16 protein-coding genes and 2 pseudogenes are annotated in these 17,102 nt (G+C 59.7%); 12 read left to right on the top strand and 6 right to left on the bottom strand.

The genetic code is table 11. From position 1 onward, the window contains the following. The first annotated feature begins 56 nt into the window (after positions 1-56). Positions 57-1,145: an IS630 family transposase gene (locus M5C96_RS17050; protein ID WP_272564207.1), complete on the top strand. Its 1,089-nt coding sequence runs from the start codon at positions 57-59 to the stop codon at positions 1,143-1,145. 6 nt (positions 1,146-1,151) lie between these two features. On the opposite strand, the gene M5C96_RS17045 is transcribed toward M5C96_RS17050, so the two are convergent. The 5 genes from M5C96_RS17045 to M5C96_RS17025 all read right to left on the bottom strand — a co-directional run bounded on the left by M5C96_RS17045 (position 1,152) and on the right by M5C96_RS17025 (position 6,288). Continuing rightward, the gene (locus M5C96_RS17045) at positions 1,152-1,964 is read right to left on the bottom strand and encodes an IS5 family transposase (protein WP_272563729.1); all 813 of its coding nucleotides are present in this window, start codon (positions 1,962-1,964) and stop codon (positions 1,152-1,154) included. Positions 1,965-2,126: 162 nt separating this feature from the next. After that, entirely contained in the window at positions 2,127-4,010 is a 1,884-nt protein-coding gene (gene mobH, locus M5C96_RS17040) for a MobH family relaxase (RefSeq protein WP_272564305.1), read from the bottom strand. 277 nt (positions 4,011-4,287) lie between these two features. Beyond that, positions 4,288-4,659 carry a LysR substrate-binding domain-containing protein gene (locus M5C96_RS17035; protein WP_272564303.1) on the bottom strand — a complete coding sequence of 124 codons (372 nt, stop codon included), beginning with the start codon at positions 4,657-4,659 and terminating at the stop codon, positions 4,288-4,290. A gap of 55 nt (positions 4,660-4,714) precedes the next feature. Next, a complete protein-coding gene (locus M5C96_RS17030; RefSeq protein ID WP_272563652.1) occupies positions 4,715-5,665 on the bottom strand; it encodes an IS5 family transposase in 951 nt (316 codons plus the stop codon). Then, the gene (locus M5C96_RS17025) at positions 5,662-6,288 is read right to left on the bottom strand and encodes a LysR substrate-binding domain-containing protein (RefSeq protein ID WP_272564302.1); all 627 of its coding nucleotides are present in this window, start codon (positions 6,286-6,288) and stop codon (positions 5,662-5,664) included. The genes M5C96_RS17030 and M5C96_RS17025 overlap by 4 nt, the downstream gene beginning before the upstream one ends. A gap of 110 nt (positions 6,289-6,398) precedes the next feature. Between M5C96_RS17025 and M5C96_RS17020 the strand changes: the two genes are divergently transcribed. The 7 genes from M5C96_RS17020 to M5C96_RS16990 all read left to right on the top strand — a co-directional run bounded on the left by M5C96_RS17020 (position 6,399) and on the right by M5C96_RS16990 (position 13,126). Further along, entirely contained in the window at positions 6,399-7,463 is a 1,065-nt protein-coding gene (locus M5C96_RS17020) for an ABC transporter substrate-binding protein (protein ID WP_272564301.1), read from the top strand. 53 nt (positions 7,464-7,516) lie between these two features. Then, positions 7,517-8,584, top strand: a complete 1,068-nt coding sequence (locus tag M5C96_RS17015) for an ABC transporter ATP-binding protein (RefSeq protein ID WP_272564300.1) — start codon at positions 7,517-7,519, stop codon at positions 8,582-8,584. An 83-nt stretch (positions 8,585-8,667) separates the two neighbouring features. Continuing rightward, entirely contained in the window at positions 8,668-9,522 is an 855-nt protein-coding gene (locus M5C96_RS17010; RefSeq protein ID WP_272569760.1) for an ABC transporter permease, read from the top strand. After that, positions 9,519-10,313, top strand: coding sequence for an ABC transporter permease (locus tag M5C96_RS17005; protein ID WP_272564298.1), 795 nt, complete (start codon positions 9,519-9,521; stop codon positions 10,311-10,313). Before M5C96_RS17010 ends, M5C96_RS17005 begins: the two co-directional genes overlap by 4 nt. An 8-nt stretch (positions 10,314-10,321) precedes the next feature. Next, positions 10,322-10,600, top strand: a complete 279-nt coding sequence (locus tag M5C96_RS17000) for a 2Fe-2S iron-sulfur cluster-binding protein (RefSeq protein ID WP_272564297.1) — start codon at positions 10,322-10,324, stop codon at positions 10,598-10,600. After that, positions 10,597-11,994: an NAD(P)/FAD-dependent oxidoreductase gene (locus tag M5C96_RS16995; RefSeq protein WP_272564296.1), complete on the top strand. Its 1,398-nt coding sequence runs from the start codon at positions 10,597-10,599 to the stop codon at positions 11,992-11,994. Before M5C96_RS17000 ends, M5C96_RS16995 begins: the two co-directional genes overlap by 4 nt. Continuing rightward, positions 11,954-13,126, top strand: coding sequence for an NAD(P)/FAD-dependent oxidoreductase (locus M5C96_RS16990; protein ID WP_272564295.1), 1,173 nt, complete (start codon positions 11,954-11,956; stop codon positions 13,124-13,126). Before M5C96_RS16995 ends, M5C96_RS16990 begins: the two co-directional genes overlap by 41 nt. Before the next feature lie 29 nt (positions 13,127-13,155). On the opposite strand, the gene M5C96_RS16985 is transcribed toward M5C96_RS16990, so the two are convergent. After that, a complete protein-coding gene (locus M5C96_RS16985; protein ID WP_272564294.1) occupies positions 13,156-14,280 on the bottom strand; it encodes an ornithine cyclodeaminase in 1,125 nt (374 codons plus the stop codon). 289 nt (positions 14,281-14,569) lie between these two features. Here M5C96_RS16985 and M5C96_RS16980 point away from each other — a divergent pair, with 289 nt between their 5' ends. The 4 genes and pseudogenes from M5C96_RS16980 to M5C96_RS16965 form a co-directional block, all read left to right on the top strand. Then, positions 14,570-14,812, top strand: coding sequence for a DUF3742 family protein (locus tag M5C96_RS16980; RefSeq protein WP_272564293.1), 243 nt, complete (start codon positions 14,570-14,572; stop codon positions 14,810-14,812). A 4-nt stretch (positions 14,813-14,816) separates the two neighbouring features. Then, positions 14,817-14,918: pseudogene (locus M5C96_RS16975) on the top strand (IS5/IS1182 family transposase); the annotation flags it as partial. Between the two features lie 67 nt (positions 14,919-14,985). After that, complete coding sequence (locus M5C96_RS16970) at positions 14,986-16,080, top strand: IS630 family transposase (protein ID WP_272563777.1); 1,095 nt, start codon at positions 14,986-14,988, stop codon at positions 16,078-16,080. Further along, positions 16,077-16,928 (top strand): annotated as a pseudogene (locus M5C96_RS16965) (IS5 family transposase); the annotation flags it as partial. The gene M5C96_RS16970 and the pseudogene M5C96_RS16965, both read left to right, overlap by 4 nt. Positions 16,929-17,102: the final 174 nt, after the last annotated feature.

Below are 17,102 nucleotides of genomic sequence, written 5' to 3'. Positions count from 1 at the left end.
CATGAACTTCTATGATGTGTTTCTGGCGGCTGTTTTTTGCAGCCCGGGAGCACATCATGGCCCGACCGCATGCCGTTGCTATCGAGTTGAGCGAAGCCGACCGAGCTGTGTTGCTCGGTTGGTCACGCCGTCGCAAGACCGCCCAGGCCTTGGCGCTGCGAGCACGCATCGTGCTGGCCTGTGCCGATTCAGCAGCGACCAACACGGCGATTGCCGAAGCCATGGGTTTGAGCCTGATGACGGTGTCGAAGTGGCGTCGGCGCTTTGCCCAGCATGGCATTGCCGGCCTCGACGATGCACCCCGCTCAGGCGCTCCGCGCACGATCCTGGACGAGCAGGTCGAGGCCGTGATCACCACGACGCTGGAGACCGTGCCAGAGAATGCCACCCATTGGTCCACCCGTACGCTCGCCGCTCATCTGGGACTGAGCCAGACCACCATCTCGCGCATCTGGCGTGCCTTTGCATTGGCGCCGCATCGCACCGAAGGCTTCAAGCTCTCCACCGACCCGTACTTCGTCGACAAGGTGCGTGACATCGTGGGGTTGTACTTGCATCCACCCGAGCGCGCTCTGGTGCTGTGCGTGGACGAGAAGCCCTCCATCCAGGCCCACAGTGATACCGCTCCGGCCATACCCATGCAACCGGGCCAGCCGGAGCGCCACACGCATGACTACCTGAGACACGGCACGACAGACCTCTTTGCCGCCCTCGATGTCAAGGCCGGCACGGTCATCGCCGAGGTCCACCGACGTCATCGCAGCGTGGAGTTCCGTCACTTCCTGCAGACCGTCGAACGTGCCACGCCCGCGGAGTTCGAACTGCATCTCGTGCTCGACAATGCCAGCACCCACAAGAGCCCGATCATCCAGCGCTGGCTGCTCAGGCATACGCGTGTGCACCTGCACTTTACGCCCACCTCGGCCTCTTGGATCAACCTGGTGGAATGCTGGTTCTCGATCCTCACGGCGCGTCGGCTCAAGCGCGGGAGATTCCCCTCGACCCGCGCCCTGGAGAACGCCATCCGCGCCTACGTGGCTACCAACAACGTCAATCCCAAGCCCTTCGTCTGGACCAAGACGGCCGATCAAATCCTTCAGTCCGTTGCAGAGTTCTGCATACGAACTTCCGGTTCACACCATTAGAGCGTGTTATGAACTTCCCGCCGCAGCTAGCCCCCGTGCAGCGGCGGGCAACATGAGCACTGCAAACACCAGAAAATGCAGCCCGCCGAGCACTTGCGGCAACCGCTCATAGTCCCGGGAGAGCCTGCGGAACCTCGCCAGCCAACCAAAGCTTCGCTCCACCACCCAGCGCCGCGGCAGCAGTACAAAGCCTTTCTTCGCCTCGGGCAGCTTCACGATCTGCAGATCGATGCCGTTGTCCTGCGCCGCCTTGGATGCCGCCTTACCCGTGTAGCCTTGGTCTGCCCAGGCCCGTTGCACCGTATGGCCAGTGGCCTGCTGCACGTCCTCGCACAACTGGTGCACCTGAGCGCGCTCTTGCTCGTCGGCCGGCGTGACATGTACCGCCAGGAGATGGCCCAGCGTGTCCACGGCCATGTGCACCTTGCTGCCTCGCTTGCGTTTGTAGCCGTCATAGCCTGCACGTGGGCCACTCTCGCAACTCGATTGCAGCGTTCGCCCGTCCATCACCACGGCGCTGGGCTGGCCCTGGCGCCCTTGGGCCACGCGGATGATGGAGCGCAGATCAGAGACCATGGCCTCGAAGCAGCCCGCATCCAGCCACCGCCGGCTCTGCTGGTAAACCGCTTCCCAGGGCGGCAGATCGTTGGGCAGCATCCGCCAGGGCGCTCCCGCGCGCACCAGCCAGCGCAGCGCGTTGAAGACTTCTCGCAGATCATGCTCGCGCTGGGGCGCGTGCTGGTCCATCAGGGTCAGGTAAGGCGCAGCGAAGCTCCATTCTTCATCGCTGACGTCTGTTGGGTAGGGCTTGCGGGGCATCTGCAAACTCTACCCTTGGCTTCGCTCTCACGGAGCAAAGTTCATAACACGCTCTAAGCGACTTCAAAGTAAACGACGGATGATTATGCGACGTCATCGGTCGCCTGATACCCGAGGCTGCCCGTGGAGCTCATGAGCGGAATGAAAGGTTAAGGACATCATTTACATGACGGACTTTCCCTCCAGTCCAATGTGGGCGGTGCCATCCGGCACCGCTTCGCTCACAGGATTGGACAGATAGGGGTTGTCGGGCGGCATGTCCTCGAACAACCGCTTCGGGTCCGTCAGCAGGTAGCCATGCAAGCGCCGGGACTTGCGTGGCCCCGTGACCTCGCAAGTCCAGATGTTCAGGCCGCTGTCCTGCTTGCGATGGAGCTGCAGTTTCTCGAAGCGTTTTTGCACCCACAGCCAATCGGCCACCTGGTCCTGCTTGGCCAGGACTGCGACGTGCGGGTGCTCCTGCGCATAGCGCTGAAAAACGCCCGGGCTGACCAGGTAAGCGGTGCCAGCGACCGTGTGCACCAGGGCCTTGGCATCGTTGATGATGAGCGTGCGTCGCTCGATGTGCCGACGCAGCCAACCCATGAAGTCCTCGCCCGATGGTGCCTGTACGGCTGTTCCTATGCTGCGTGACGGCTCGGGGCTGCTGTCCGTGGGCGGGTTCCTTGGGATCGGTTGCGACAGTGCTTTCGCCGCCTCGGTTGCAACGGGTTCGACTGCCGGGGTTTCCATCAAGGCCAGGAGCGCATCCACGCCGTCGCCTGGGGTTGGCAGCACAGGCGAGTTTTTCGTCAGGGATGACTCTGCAGCAATTGATGGCGATGGACCGGAGACGGGAACGGCGTGCGAGTTTTCCGGTTCTGCGGTTGGCGTTTCCTGGCACGATGCCGGTTCGTCCAGCACCACCTCTACCGAACCCGCGAACGGCTCGGGTCGTTCGTGACCCTCCCAGATCAGCGCCGGCGCAAGCCGCAGGAGCGTGAAGGCATGAGACCACCCCGCGTCGCTGGTCACCGTCGCTTTCCAGATGGCTTTGCCATCCGCGGTGGGCTGCAGCATGCCGTGGTCCTGGAGGACGTTGAAGACGGCGGTGTTGTTGGCCGGAATGCCATCGATGCCCTGAGACAGCAAATGCGCGCGCAGCTTGTCCGACACGGTTTTGCTGACGAGCCATAACGCCTCCTGCGTCAGCCACCCGTCCGAAGCCTGGGGCTGGTTCAGCCGGAGTTCCTCCTTGAGCAGGTAACGCAGGCCATCCAGGAGCTTGCGCTGCAGGGCGTGTTTGGGTGCGGCCATCGCCTTGCCGGGATCACCGCCAAGCTCTTGGGCGACCGAAGCGCGATCGGCCTGCGTCACGATTTCCCCCAGCACGCCGGCATGCTCGTACTGGCCTGCCAGCACATACAGCAGCGCGGCCCAGAGGGTCGGATATCCGCTGAGCCAGTCAAGGATTTCGAGATCCAGCAGCTGGCGATAGAGCAGGCCCGCCGCGGCGGTGTGCAGTCGGTATTCCCGGTCCTTGCGATACCGGAAGCGGTAGGGTTTGCGCAACGGACCATGCCAGGGATGCCAGGCGCTGCCGTCCGCATGCTCGACGTCCAGATCGACGGCGATCTTGCCGATGTCATGCAGCAGGGCCGCGTAGGCGGTGGCGGCCGTCCAGGCTTCGGCTTGTGCTGCCTGGTCCTCGGGTGTCGCACCCGCTGGCATCAGGTGCGATTGCCGTAGCTTAAGGGCGTAGGCGACGATCTCCAGGCCATGATCGAGCATGCCGCCGGGGTAAGCGTGGTGATGGCTTTCCGACGCGGGAAACTGCTGGACCAGCTCGGCATAGCGCTCCAGGGGCCCCTGGTACAGCGTGGTGAACTGCTTGCGTGAGAGCGAAGTGCGCTGCCAGATGTGTTCCAGCAGCTTTTGCCGGCGCGGGGTGGCGAGCAGCGACGCGGGGGGCTCGGGGCGGGTCAGCCCTTTTCCTTTTGGCGCAGCGTCTTGGTGCGGGGCCTGCGCGGGTGAAGGAGGGCGTTTTCGTTGGAACAGCGCGAACATGCGATCCCTGGAGTTGGTGGCGGATGGGCCTTTTTCCTTTTGCAGGTAGGGCCATTCCCCTTCGGCCCCATTCCCTTGCCTTTTGCCCTTTCTGGTGCATTTGGGTATACGCCAGAAGATGCCGTTCCTCTCCCAGGAATACGGTGCGGAACATACTCTGTTTGTCCGTGGCTATTCCTCTCAGGCCCATCGTTCGACCGCTATCTTTGGGTGAGCGGTCAGAGGGAAAGTGGATCAGGTGTTTTAGTTTCTCTTCGCCTTGGCAAGATAATCTGATTCAGTGATTTTTGGCGATCTGAAATTCAACGCCTTGGGGCACACCAGCCTTATCCAATTCCTGCGCGCAAGAGAGAACGCTGGTTCTCAGACTCTGAATGAAATTCAGGAGAAGATTCGAGCGCGGCGTATCAGAAGGATAAAGGATATTCAGCTTGAATGGGACTTCCGGTTTGAATGGTCTCAGTGTGATCATGCCTTTCCTCCATCCATCAAGTGCGGAAAACGGGTCGAGAATCGCAACGCCCGTGCCGGCTTGTACCAGCGCCGAAGCCACAGACGAATATCCTGTTTCAACCACAATATGCCGGTTGATATCCGCATCCTGGAAGGTCCGGTCGATTAAATGCCGGAATGCCGTTTCTGGTCCCAAGGGCGCTGTTGCACAAATCGAATTGCAGACGGCATGACCCCAACCCCAGACGGACCTATGCCACAGCAGTCACCGACACGGTGTGAGGACGGCCGATCTGACTGAACCGATTGAGCAAGGCCACGCGGACATGCAGCTCCACAACCTGGCGGTCGAACGTGCGCGCGATCACCCGTTCGCCCAGTCGCTTGAAGCAGTGCATCTTCGTCTCCACAAGGCTGCGCCGGTGGTAGCCGCTCCACTTCTTCCAAATGCCGCGACCCAGGCGCTGGCACGCCCGAATGGCCTCATTACGATGCGCCGAGCCCGGACTCGACTTCTTCCAATGGCTGGCGTTCTTGCGGGGCGGGATCACCGCCATCGCGTGCCGCTCGGCAATGGCGTCCAGGCAGGCGCGCGTGTCGTAGGCGCCATCGGCACTGACGCTTTCGATGGATTCGTCAGTGGGAATCTGAGCCAGCAACCCGGGCAACATCGGCGCATCCCCAATGGCGTTGCTGGTCACCTCGATGGCGCGTATTTCCAGCGTCTGCGCGTCGATGCCCAGATGGACCTTGCGCCATTCGCGCCGGTATTCAGCACCATGCTTCTTGCGTTTCCACTCTCCTTCGCCCAGGAACTTGATGCCGGTGCTGTCCACCAGCAACTGCAGCGGCGAGTTGGTTCGCTGGTAGCTCAGTTCGACCTGCAAGGTCTTTTGGCGCCGGCAAACAGTGCTGAAGTCAGGTACCGGCCAGTCCAGCTTTGCCAGCCGCAGCAGGCTCTGCACCATGCCCAGCGCCTGTCGCAAGGGCTGGCCGAACAGGCACTTGATGCTCAGGCAGAACTGGATTGCTGCGTCCGAGAAGGTTCGGCTGCGTCCACGCCTGCCGGTCGGCGTGCCAAACCACTGCATGCCCTCATCTAGCCACATCGTCAACGAGCCTCGCGCTTTCAGCGCCGCGTTGTACGCCTTCCAGTTCGTCGTGCGGTACTTGCTCCGCTGCCTGTTCTTCGTCTCTGTCACGCAGTCAGTCTACGGGCATCAGCATCGCGATTTGTGCAACAAAGCCGCTCAGTGGCAAGGTCCTCTGGCTCAATGTGAGATTTGTGCGTGAGCGGGTGTGCATTGGGGAGTACGCAGACCGCTTTGAGAGACACGAATGGCTCAACGTCCACCCCGGCCCCTGCGGCGGTTGCGGTGGCGAAACCCGCATCGACCTGTTTGTTGGATACCCATTCCTCCACATAGCTCGATGAGCGGATATTGAACTCGATCATGGCATTTTCCCGCTCCTTGAGAAACATGGAAATGGCGTTCGGCAGGAACTCCAGCCCGCATGCGGGGATGGACACAAGCCGCAGATGCCCAGATGCACCATGGGCAATACGACGAGCACTGCGCGCCGTTTCTTCCAGAACAGCGAATGCCTTATCTACTTGTAGAAACAATCCCTTGGCCTCTGGCCGTGGGACGAGCCGCCCACGAAGGCGATCGAATAATCTCAAGCTGGTATTGGCTTCAAGCTGTGCGATCAGCTTGCTGACGCTTGGCTGGGTGACTCTGAGGAGTTCGCTTGCACCGGTCACCGAGCCGGAGAGCATGACAGCGCGAAATGCCTCAAGCTGGCGGATATTGAGATGGGACATCAGGGTAAATCCATGCCTTCAGGGAATGAAGTCGGTCATTTTTCGACTTTGACATAATGGAATTTACAACACAACCTGTGGCCATCAAACGATAACGAGGGGATATATTTATGAAGAAACCTATCCTTGATTGGTGGTCGAGAGTGCTGGGAGGTACGTTGTCCGGTGCATTAATTTTTGCAACTGGCTCGCCCGCGTTGGCGCAGGAAGTTTTATATGTGGCTGGATATGGCGGAAGCAGTGAAGCCGTAATCAAGCAGGATATTCTCGTCCCATTCGCTGCGACGCATAATGTGAAAATAGAATATGTTGCGGGTACTTCGGCCGCCAATCTGGCGCGACTTCAGGCCCAGCAAGGCAATCCAGAAATCGACGTTGCCATACTCGATGATGGCCCTATGCAGCAGGCCGTGAGCCTGGGCCTTTGTGCTCCGGTCGCGCCGTTCTCTGGGCTGGATGATCTCTACGACCTTGCGAAAACGAACGGCGATGGCCGATCGATTGGTGTGGGTATCGTGGCGACTGGACTTGCCTACAACACCGAAGAGTTCGCGCGAAGGGGCTGGCCTGCACCAACATCCTGGAGCGATCTGGCCACTCCAGCCTACAAGGGCAAGATCCTGCTGCCGTCGATTACGAACAGTTATGGCCTGCATGCCTTGCTTGCTTTGTCCAAGGCGCTCGGGGACGCAGGCACGATGGAGCCAGCCTTTGATTTCGTGCGCGAGAAGATCGGTCCGAATGTGCTCAGCTTCGAAAGTTCTTCGGGAAAGATTTCCGAACTCTTCCAGACGCGCGAGGTTCTGTTAGGTGTTTGGGGAAGTGGTCGGGCATTGGCACTTTCGAAGAGCGGATTTCCGGTGGCCTTCGTGACACCGAAAGAGGGCGCCGTCGCACTACAGACGACCATCTGCCCGGTCACCGGCAGCAACGCACCGCAGTTGTCGCAGGCATTGCTTCAGGCTTTTTTCACGCCGCAAGCCCAAGCCGCGCTCGCCCGCGAGGCGGGGTGGGGACCGACCAACCGCAAGACGGTGCTCACGCCTGAGATTGCAGCGACGGTGACCTATGGCCCGCAGGCAGTTTCCCAACTCATTCCCGTTGACTGGAAAGCGGTAAATGCAGAACGGGCGAACTGGACGAAGCGCTGGACCCGCGAAGTCGAGGGCGGTTGACCTCCTTCGGTCGCCTCCATCGCCAATCTCTCCAGCATTTTGAGGTTCAGACAATGACCTATCTAGAACTCGCCGGTCTGCGCAAACAATATGCCGGCTTCGTCGCCGTCGATGCGCTGACGCTCGGCGTCAAGCGCGGTGAATTTCTTTCGCTGCTCGGTCCTTCCGGCTGCGGCAAGACCACGACATTGCAAATGATCGCGGGCTTCGTACATCCAACCGCGGGCGCCATTCGCTTGGCCGACAATGATCTGCTTGCAACCAAGGCCAGCGAGCGTGGGCTTGGCGTGGTGTTCCAGTCCTACGCACTTTTTCCCCACATGACGGTGGAGGAAAACATCGGCTTCGGTCTTCAGATGCGCCGTATGGCGCCAGATGAATGCCGCCGTCGCGTCTCTGAGATTCTCGAACTGGTGCATCTCGGCGGCATGAGGCGTCGGCTACCGAGCCAGCTTTCCGGTGGCCAACGCCAACGGGTCGCGCTGGCGCGTGCTCTGGTGATCGAACCGCCGATCCTGCTTCTGGATGAGCCGCTCTCCAACCTTGACGCCAAGTTGCGTGAAGACATGCAAATCGAGCTTCGGCGCATCCAGCGGACGGTTGGCACCACGACCATCATGGTGACGCACGACCAGTCCGAAGCCATGGCGCTTTCAGACCGGATCGCGGTGATGAACCAGGGCCGGATTGAACAGGTCGGCCCGCCGCACGATGTCTATGAGCGACCCGTGACGGCTTTCGTCGCCACATTTCTCGGCAAGACGAATCTGTTGAACGGTCGTGTGAAGCGGGGGGGCGAGGGCGATGCCGCACTGGTGGTGCGGGACATCAATTTGCCGCTCCCCGCGGGTGTCTCTGCGACGGGCGACATTTCCGTGTCGCTGCGCCCCGAAAAGATAGCGATTGAACCATTGGCCGCCTCCACGTCGTCGTCTCATTCCCTGGAGGCGAAGGTATGCATGAGAGTGTTCTGTGGGGATCACTGGATCTATGAAGTGGACAGCCCGGTCGGGCGTCTTCTTCTACGGCGCCAAAACGAAGGCGTGCCGGTGGAAGAAGGCCAAACAGTCGGTTTGCGCTGGAATGCCGAAGACATGCAGATCGTGGGAGGGACCCCATGACCACTAAGGTAGCCCCCGCGACTTCACCACTCATCCGAAAGCCGCAAAGGACTGTCCGCTCGACCAGCGCACTTATCCCCTCAATGCTTCCGTACTTCCTGTCGCTTCCGGCGCTGGTGTTTTATGGATTGTTGTTGGCCGTTCCGCTCGTCGCGACCTTTCTGCTCAGTTTCCAGATGGCAGGAGGCTACAGCGGCGGAAATTATCTGGAAGTCATATCCGACAGCTATTTCCACACGGTGTTTCTGCGCACTTTCATTCTGTCGATCAGCGTCACAGTCATCTGCGTACTGATCGGTACACCGCAGGCGATCATCCTGTCGCGGATGGGAAATCCCTGGCGCAGCCTTTTTCTGGTGGCGATCCTCGGGCCCTTTCTCATATCTGTGGTGGTCCGCACGCTTGGCTGGGCAATCTTGCTTGGCAGCAATGGCCCGATCAGCCTTGCGCTGCAGGGGCTCGGTTTGGCACAAGAGCCGGTATCGCTGCTCTACTCGATGTCGGGAATGGTCATTGCACTGGTGCATGTATTGGTGCCATTCGTGGTCATTTCGGTCTGGGTCTCGCTGCAGCGTTGCGACCCGGATGTGGAAAGGGCTGGGGCATCGCTTGGGGCCAGCGAATTCACCATCCTTCGGCGCCTGCTTCTGCCGCAGATCATGCCCGGCGTCATATCGGGATCGGTGGTCGTCTTCTCGCTTGCTGCAACCGCCTTCGCCACACCGGCAATCATCGGTGGTCGGCGCCTGAAGGTTGCGGCCACCGCTGTCTATGACGAGTTCCTCAGCACACTCAACTGGCCCCTCGGTGCAGCGATTGCGATGACGCTCCTGTTTGCCAATCTGGCAATCCTCGCCGCCTATCGTCGCATGACTGAGCGTCAGCCACGCCATGGCGATGCATTGGTACAGAACCAGCCGAAGGAAATCCCCGCATGAGAACGAATGGTCCGCTCGCGCTTCTGTTTCACGCGCTCTTCATTTGCTTCATTGCCGCGCCATTGGTCACTGTCATCCTGGTGTCGTTCACCGACAAAGGGTATATGTCGATGCCGTTCAATGGTGCGTCGTTGCGCTGGTACCGGGCGCTTCTGGAGGCCCCGGAGTTCGCTCAATCACTGCGGACCAGCCTCGTCCTGGGGGTGGTGTCGGCAAGCGTATCGCTGCTTTTTGCACTGCCTGCGGCGCTGGCTTTGGCGCGTTTTCATTTCATCGGGCGCAATGCCATCAGTGCTGCCTTGATGTCGCCGTTGCTCATTCCCCATGTGGTACTCGGTGTCGCGTTCCTGCGTTTTTTCACCGATGCCGGGATCAGTGGAACCTTTCTCGGGATGGTGTCCGCGCACATCATCATCATCACGCCTTATGCGCTGCGTTTGTGCCTGTCTTCTGCCGATGGCATGGATGCGGCACTTGAGCAGGCGGCGGCCTCGCTGGGGGCAGGCCCGTGGACGGTGTTCCGGCGGATCACTCTGCGCCTGATGCTGCCGGGCGTTGTCAGCGGGTGGGTGCTTGCATTCATTCACAGCTTCGATGAAGTGACGATGAGCGCCTTCATCGCATCACCCTCGCTGACAACTCTCCCTGTTGCTATCTATCACCGTATCGAAGATTCGATCGACCCTATGGTTGCTTCGATTTCGTCGCTTTTGATTTTCGCCGCCGTTGCCCTGATGCTGGTCATCGACCGGATCTATGGGCTCGACCGCATCTTTGTCGGCAAGCGATAGGACCTGTCATGTTTGTGTGTCTTGATCGAGAAGCAGAAATGGTCGAGGTCTTCATAGACGACAGGCCCGTTGCGGTGCCTTTGGGTGCCACGGCAGCCGTGGCGCTGCTTCTTGCAAATGACGGTATTGCGCGCATCCATCCCGTCACTGGGGAGGTACGCTCTCCGCATTGCCTGATGGGGGCGTGCTTTGAATGCCTGGCGGACATCGACGGCCGCCCCGGTACACGGGCGTGCATGCGCCCGGTCGCGGCCGGGATGGTGATCCATACGGGCATCGTGCGATGACGATCTGGGATGTTGTCGTCATCGGGGCAGGGCCAGCCGGCATGAGTGCCGCTCTGGAAGCACGGACCCACGGCTTATCGGTGCTTGTCCTTGATGAGCAAACCCACGCCGGTGGACAGATTTTTCGGGGGATCGAGCAGTCAAACCCATCGGTCATGCAGGCGCTTGGAAAGTCCTATCAAAAGGGTCAGCCGCTGGTCGCCAAGTTTGCCCATTGTGGGGCCGTCCACCAGACTGGCGCAGATGCCTGGTTCATCGATCCGGCAGGGCTGGTGGTGTGGTCAAAAGATGAAGTTCCGCATCGTTCGCTGGCCCGCCGTGTGATCCTGGCAACGGGTGCCATGGAGCGCCCCATTCCATTTCCCGGCTGGACGCTGCCGGGTGTTATGGGTGCAGGGGCAGCGCAGATTGCGCTGAAGGCAAGCGCAACTGTTGCGCCACACGCCGTCTTTGCCGGGAGCGGCCCACTTCTTTTTCTCGCGGCGGCACAGTACCTGCGTCTGGGAGTGCCCGTGAGGGCAGTCATCGATATGACGCCAAAGGCCAACTACCGGACTGCCTGCCGTCATATCAGCGGCGCACTCATGGGGACAAAGCTGCTCATGACAGGCGTCGGCCTGATCCGAAGCATCCATCAGGCCCGCGTCCCACTTTTCTTCGGCGCATCGTCGTTGGAGGCGCGTGGACAGGAGCAGATCGAAGAGATCATGTTTCGCCACCGCGATCGATCGCAATGCATCACGGGCGTGAAAACACTCTTTGTGCATCAAGGCGTCGTACCCAACACCGCACTGGCGGCTGCTGCGGGGTGCAAACGCGAGTGGGACGCCGGGCAGATGTGCTGGCGCATCGCTACCGACAGTGAAGGTCGCACTTCCGAGCCGCGGATCGTGATGGCCGGGGATGCAGGACGTATTGTGGGAGCCGACTGCTCTGCACTGACGGGACGGCGGGCGGCGCTGGCGATTGCCCGAGACCTCGGCGCATTGTCTGAGCGCGACCACCGGGTGGCCGTTCGTCCGTTGGATGCAGCAATGAAGCGCAACCGTCGAATCAGGGGTTTCCTTGATGCCCTCTATCGTCCGGCGCAGCAAGCGATCGCGCCGTTGACCGATGCGACGATCATCTGCCGGTGCGAAAACGTGAGCGCTGGCGCGCTCAGCGGCTTTGTTTCTTCTGGTGGATTCGACCTCAATCAGTTCAAGAGCGAAACACGATGCGGCATGGGGCCATGTCAAGGACGAATGTGTGGACAGACTCTGGCCATCGCAATGTCTGCGGCTTCGGGTGAAGACCCATCAAGCGCTACTGCGCCGCCGCGTTCTCGACCCCCCGTCCGTCCGGTGAGGCTCGATGAACTGGCGCCACTTGCCGGCCAGATGGAGAAAAACTGACATGGAGCGGGGCAGCGATGTGCTGATCGTCGGGGGCGGTATTCAGGGAATGTCCGCTGCGCTTCAACTCGCGCGAAGGGGGATCGGGGTTTGCGTTTTGGAGAAGGATTACGTTGGCCGCCATGCGTCCGGCGTGAATGCCGGTGGGGTGCGCACGTTGGGGCGCCACTTGTCGGAGCTTCCTCTATCGATAAAAGCCAAGAGCCTGTGGCTGACGGCGCAGGACTGGCTTGACGATGACTGCGGATTTCGACCCGTAGGCCAGATCCGCGTTGCCGAGACGCAGGCGGCATTTGCGCAGTTGCAGACCCGCTCCAGCTTGGTCTCGTCATTGGGATTGGAATACCGAGAACATGTGATCGATGCATCAGAGTTGTACGACCGACTGCCGGCGCTTACGCCACATTGTGTTGGCGGGTTGTTTGTTGCAGATGATGGCTATGCCAACCCATACCGAACGGTGCTGGCGATGAAACATGCCGCTGTACGTGCCGGAGCAGTCGTGGAGGAGCGGTCCGCGGTTGCTCACCTGGGCTATAAGGATGGCGGCTGGTCCGCCAAGCTTCAAGACGGTCGGACGTTCAGGGCGGACGTGCTCTTGAACTGCGCTGGGGCATGGGGACAGCGCATTGCGGCAATGCTGGGAGACGAAGTGGCATTGAAGCCGAACGGCTCCATGCTGATGATTACCGCTCGCCTGCCGCCGATGGTGGGCCCGGTTGTCGGGGCGGCCGGGCGATCGCTGTCGTTCAAGCAGTTTCCGAATGGAACGGTGTTGATCGGCGGGGGCCATCGTGCCCCTGTCGATCTCGACACCAATCAGGCCAACGTCCTTCTTCCGGGTATCGCCAAAGCTGCAGAGACGGCAATCACCTTGTTTCCCTTCATGGCCTCCGCTCATGCAGTCAGGTTCTGGTCCGGAATTGAAGGGTTCATGGACGATGGGTTGCCAGTGATCGGTCCCAGCCTCGGTAGTCCCAAGGCGTTCCACGCCTTTGGATTCTCTGCGCATGGTTTCCAGCTTGCGCCCGCCGTTGGGGAGGTGATGGCTGATCTGGTTTCTCAGGTTGAGCCAGCCACCCCGATTGAGGCGTTCTCCGTCGGCAGACAACCTCGCTCTCCTTCTGCATGATCTGATGGTGTCCGCCTGCTTGAGATGGTCTATCTCGCCGCCTTGTATACATGGCGACGATTTCGCATTGGATGTTCATATATCCACTGGGCAACATAAAGATCCAGCACTGGTAGCCCCACGCACGTTACAAAGACGGGTTTCCGAAGAAGGGACGAAGGACTGGTGAGAAGTTGGCTGAAATTGAGAATTCGATAGGTGGATGCGCTTTCCTCCAGCCGCAGGTTTTGCCGAGAGAAGTACAGGGAAAGACTCTGGGAGTTGCGGTGACACACGGTCTTGATATCGTCGCAAATGACGGTCCCCGCTTCCAGGGAATGTCGAATGAATTCCGCAGGTGTCTCGTCGCCTCCGAGATTCAATACGACAATATCGTCGGAAAGAGAACCTGCGTTGAACAGAGGATTACGTGCATTGGATGCCGTTATGACCAGATCCGCATTGGCGAGCTGATCGTCCGAAACGACTGCTTCAATCGGGAGCCGGGTACGTTGTTCTGCACACTTCGCAAATGATGCTGCCGTCTCGATGCTGCGGCTCTTGACGAATATCTTGTCGATGCGATGCCCATGATGGGCATGAAGGTCATCGATTATGGTCGCTGCAATAGGGCCTGTGCCGTAAAGAAAGACCGTGAGACGATCCTTATGCTGCAACGTGATATCCACCACGACCGAGGCATAGGCACCTGTTCGCCGTGCTGAGATTTGGGTGCCATCCATGATGGACAAAGGCTGCATCGTCAGCTTGTCATAGAGCAAGATGGTGGAACGCGACCGCGGCAGTCCCAGCGTTCGGTTGTAGGCGTTGGAACCGACGATCTTGACCGCGCCGTAGGCTGCATTCGTGCTGATCAATGCGTTCAATTTCCAGTTCAGCCGTTCGTCCCTGAAGCGCGCATCAAGCGTTTCGTGGCCAATGAGCGAGATGATTTCGGAGTCATCCGGCTGCAATACGGCCTTGGCACCTTTGGCAGTGCCTTCAGCCAGTGCAAGAAGGGCACGTCGCACGACAGTGCCAACGGCGCGGAAATCAATTAGCTCCTGCATGACTCTGTCTCGGTCACTGATCACCAAATCTGACAGGTCGCGGCCTCTTTCGCCACGTGAGCTCCGAATTGGTGACGCCTTCTCCTGTAATGAGGAAAACTCCATATCAGCACCTCCGCTATAATTTTTTGGGTGAACTTTGGTCGGGAAGTGATTTTCTATTTGAAGAGCGATCTGTGTCGCAGTTCTTCTCGTTTAGAGAATCTGCCGCAAAATTCGCGTGTGAATATAGCGGAGAAAGTGCAGAAGAGGTGTTATTCCAGGCGATGATTGGATGCTCAAAGGGATGACGCGCGCCAGAGAATTGCGGTAGGATGTTTCACTTACATGGAAAAATCCCTGTCTGTACAATCAGTACAAATTGTTAAAATATTTACGATTATGGGGAGGTCGGATGCCCAATGAGCAAAGTGCCTACCGTCTGGGGCGCGGAATGTCGCGTGTCTGGAGTGGCTGGGCGCGCGCTGAGAAATGGTTGGGTTACTGGTTGGTTTCAATCATCAACGTATCTCCGATCACTGCGAAAAGATTGATTTGGTTTATGAGGGTCACACTACTTGTGGGACTTGGTTACACGTCGATATGGCTTGCACTGGGCTTTGTTGCACAAATCGCGATGCTGATGCCCGTAGACTGACTGCGTGACAGAGACGAAGAACAGGCAGCGGAGCAAGTACCGCACGACGAACTGGAAGGCGTACAACGCGGCGCTGAAAGCGCGAGGCTCGTTGACGATGTGGCTAGTGTCCTGTCCCGTTAATTCGCAGGCACGATAGCTGCATGGTTTCGGGCCATCCTTGAGGTGCCGCCATGCCCAATGCAACGACCCGAACAGAAATTGCGCTTAGTGAAGTGGAGCGCGCGGAACTGACGTCCATGGCGCGATCACGTTCGCTGCCAGCGGCGTTGTCGCTCAGGGCGCGCATCGTGCTGACTTGCGAAGGCACAGATAAAGCCAGCACCGCGGTTGCGCAGGCTCTGGGGATCAGTCGTAGCACTGTCACCAAGTGGCGCGGGCGCTATGCGCGCCATCGCATTGCAGGGCTTTACGACGAGTTGCGCCCGGGTCGCCCCCGCACGGTAGATGACGAGCGTGTTGCTGAGTTGATTACCAAGACGTTGCACACCAAGCCTGCTGATGGGGGTACCCACTGGAGCACCCGCACGCTGGCCGCCGATACGGGCATCAGCAAGAGCACGGTGGCGCGCTATCTGCAGACCTTCAACCTCAAGCCGCACCGGGCCGACAGCTTCAAGCTGTCGACCGATCCGCTGTTCATCGAGAAGCTGCGCGACGTTGTGGGGCTGTACCTGAACCCACCTGACAACGCGCTGGTGCTGTGCGTGGACGAGAAGAGCCAATGCCAAGCTTTGGAGCGTACGCAGCCGATGCTGCCAATGGGGTTTGGCTATGTCGAAGGTGTCACGCACGACTACGTGCGCCACGGCACCACCACCTTGTTCGCGGCCCTGAACGTGATGAATGGCCAAGTGATCGCGCAGTGCCGGCCCCGGCATCGTCATCAAGAGTTCCTTGCCTTCCTGCGCGCCATCGACAAGGCAGTGCCCGACGAACTGGATGTGCACTGCATAGCTGATAACTACGCCAGCCACAAGCATCCAAAGGTGCGCGCTTGGTTGGCCGAGCGGCCTCGCTGGCACATGCACTTCGTTCCGACCTATTCAAGCTGGCTCAATCAGGTCGAGCGCTTCTTCTCGATCATCACCACGCGGGCAATCCGCCGTGGCTCGTTCACCAGCGTGAAGGATCTGATCAACAAGATCGACACATTCATCGCGAATTACAACCAGTCCTGCCAGCCGTTTACTTGGACAGCTACAGCAGACTCCATCCTCGAAAAACTCGCCAGACTATGCGGGCGAATTAACGGGACAGGACACTAGATGAGGGCATGCAGTGGTTTGGCACGCCGACCGGCAGGCGTGGACGCAGCCGAACCTTCTCGGACGCAGCAATCCAGTTCTGCCTGAGCATCAAGTGCCTGTTCGGCCAGCCCTTGCGACAGGCGCTGGGCATGGTGCAGAGCCTGCTGCGGCTGGCAAAGCTGGACTGGCCGGTACCTGACTTCAGCACTGTTTGCCGGCGCCAAAAGACCTTGCAGGTCGAACTGAGCTACCAGCGAACCAACTCGCCGCTGCAGTTGCTGGTGGACAGCACCGGCATCAAGTTCCTGGGCGAAGGAGAGTGGAAACGCAAGAAGCATGGTGCTGAATACCGGCGCGAATGGCGCAAGGTCCATCTGGGCATCGACGCGCAGACGCTGGAAATACGCGCCATCGAGGTGACCAGCAACGCCATTGGGGATGCGCCGATGTTGCCCGGGTTGCTGGCTCAGATTCCCACTGACGAATCCATCGAAAGCGTCAGTGCCGATGGCGCCTACGACACGCGCGCCTGCCTGGACGCCATTGCCGAGCGGCACGCGATGGCGGTGATCCCGCCCCGCAAGAACGCCAGCCATTGGAAGAAGTCGAGTCCGGGCTCGGCGCATCGTAATGAGGCCATTCGGGCGTGCCAGCGCCTGGGTCGCGGCATTTGGAAGAAGTGGAGCGGCTACCACCGGCGCAGCCTTGTGGAGACGAAGATGCACTGCTTCAAGCGACTGGGCGAACGGGTGATCGCGCGCACGTTCGACCGCCAGGTTGTGGAGCTGCATGTCCGCGTGGCCTTGCTCAATCGGTTCAGTCAGATCGGCCGTCCTCACACCGTGTCGGTGACTGCTGTGGCATAGGTCCGTCTGGGGTTGGGGTCATGCCGTCTGCAATTCGATTTGTGCAACAGCGCCCTTGCACTGCTCATCGTTTCGGTTGGGGCTACCGCTTGGACGATGCACGACAGCGACTCAACTAACGACGACTGGCCGTTCATGAGTGAGAGCGAGTTGAGAAACAGCATGTTCTACGAC

Origin of the sequence: Acidovorax sp. GBBC 1281 (assembly GCF_028473645.1) — a bacterium.
Taxonomy (GTDB): Bacteria; Pseudomonadota; Gammaproteobacteria; order Burkholderiales; family Burkholderiaceae_C; genus Paracidovorax.
The sequence above is the reverse complement of the archived record's forward strand: the minus strand, read 5'-3'. Positions and strand labels throughout refer to the sequence as shown.

Bases quoted from the DNA above. Each gene is read 5' to 3' on its own strand.
- M5C96_RS17050 (WP_272564207.1), top strand. From the start codon at position 57: ATGGCCCGACCGCATGCCGTTGCTATCGAGTTGAGCGAAGCCGACCGA.
- M5C96_RS17045 (WP_272563729.1), bottom strand. From the start codon at position 1,964: ATGCCCCGCAAGCCCTACCCAACAGACGTCAGCGATGAAGAATGGAGC.
- mobH (WP_272564305.1), bottom strand. From the start codon at position 4,010: ATGTTCGCGCTGTTCCAACGAAAACGCCCTCCTTCACCCGCGCAGGCC.
- M5C96_RS17025 (WP_272564302.1), bottom strand. From the start codon at position 6,288: ATGTCCCATCTCAATATCCGCCAGCTTGAGGCATTTCGCGCTGTCATG.
- M5C96_RS17020 (WP_272564301.1), top strand. From the start codon at position 6,399: ATGAAGAAACCTATCCTTGATTGGTGGTCGAGAGTGCTGGGAGGTACG.
- M5C96_RS17015 (WP_272564300.1), top strand. From the start codon at position 7,517: ATGACCTATCTAGAACTCGCCGGTCTGCGCAAACAATATGCCGGCTTC.
- M5C96_RS17010 (WP_272569760.1), top strand. From the start codon at position 8,668: ATGCTTCCGTACTTCCTGTCGCTTCCGGCGCTGGTGTTTTATGGATTG.
- M5C96_RS17005 (WP_272564298.1), top strand. From the start codon at position 9,519: ATGAGAACGAATGGTCCGCTCGCGCTTCTGTTTCACGCGCTCTTCATT.
- M5C96_RS17000 (WP_272564297.1), top strand. From the start codon at position 10,322: ATGTTTGTGTGTCTTGATCGAGAAGCAGAAATGGTCGAGGTCTTCATA.
- M5C96_RS16995 (WP_272564296.1), top strand. From the start codon at position 10,597: ATGACGATCTGGGATGTTGTCGTCATCGGGGCAGGGCCAGCCGGCATG.
- M5C96_RS16990 (WP_272564295.1), top strand. From the start codon at position 11,954: ATGAACTGGCGCCACTTGCCGGCCAGATGGAGAAAAACTGACATGGAG.
- M5C96_RS16985 (WP_272564294.1), bottom strand. From the start codon at position 14,280: ATGGAGTTTTCCTCATTACAGGAGAAGGCGTCACCAATTCGGAGCTCA.
- M5C96_RS16980 (WP_272564293.1), top strand. From the start codon at position 14,570: ATGCCCAATGAGCAAAGTGCCTACCGTCTGGGGCGCGGAATGTCGCGT.
- M5C96_RS16970 (WP_272563777.1), top strand. From the start codon at position 14,986: ATGCCCAATGCAACGACCCGAACAGAAATTGCGCTTAGTGAAGTGGAG.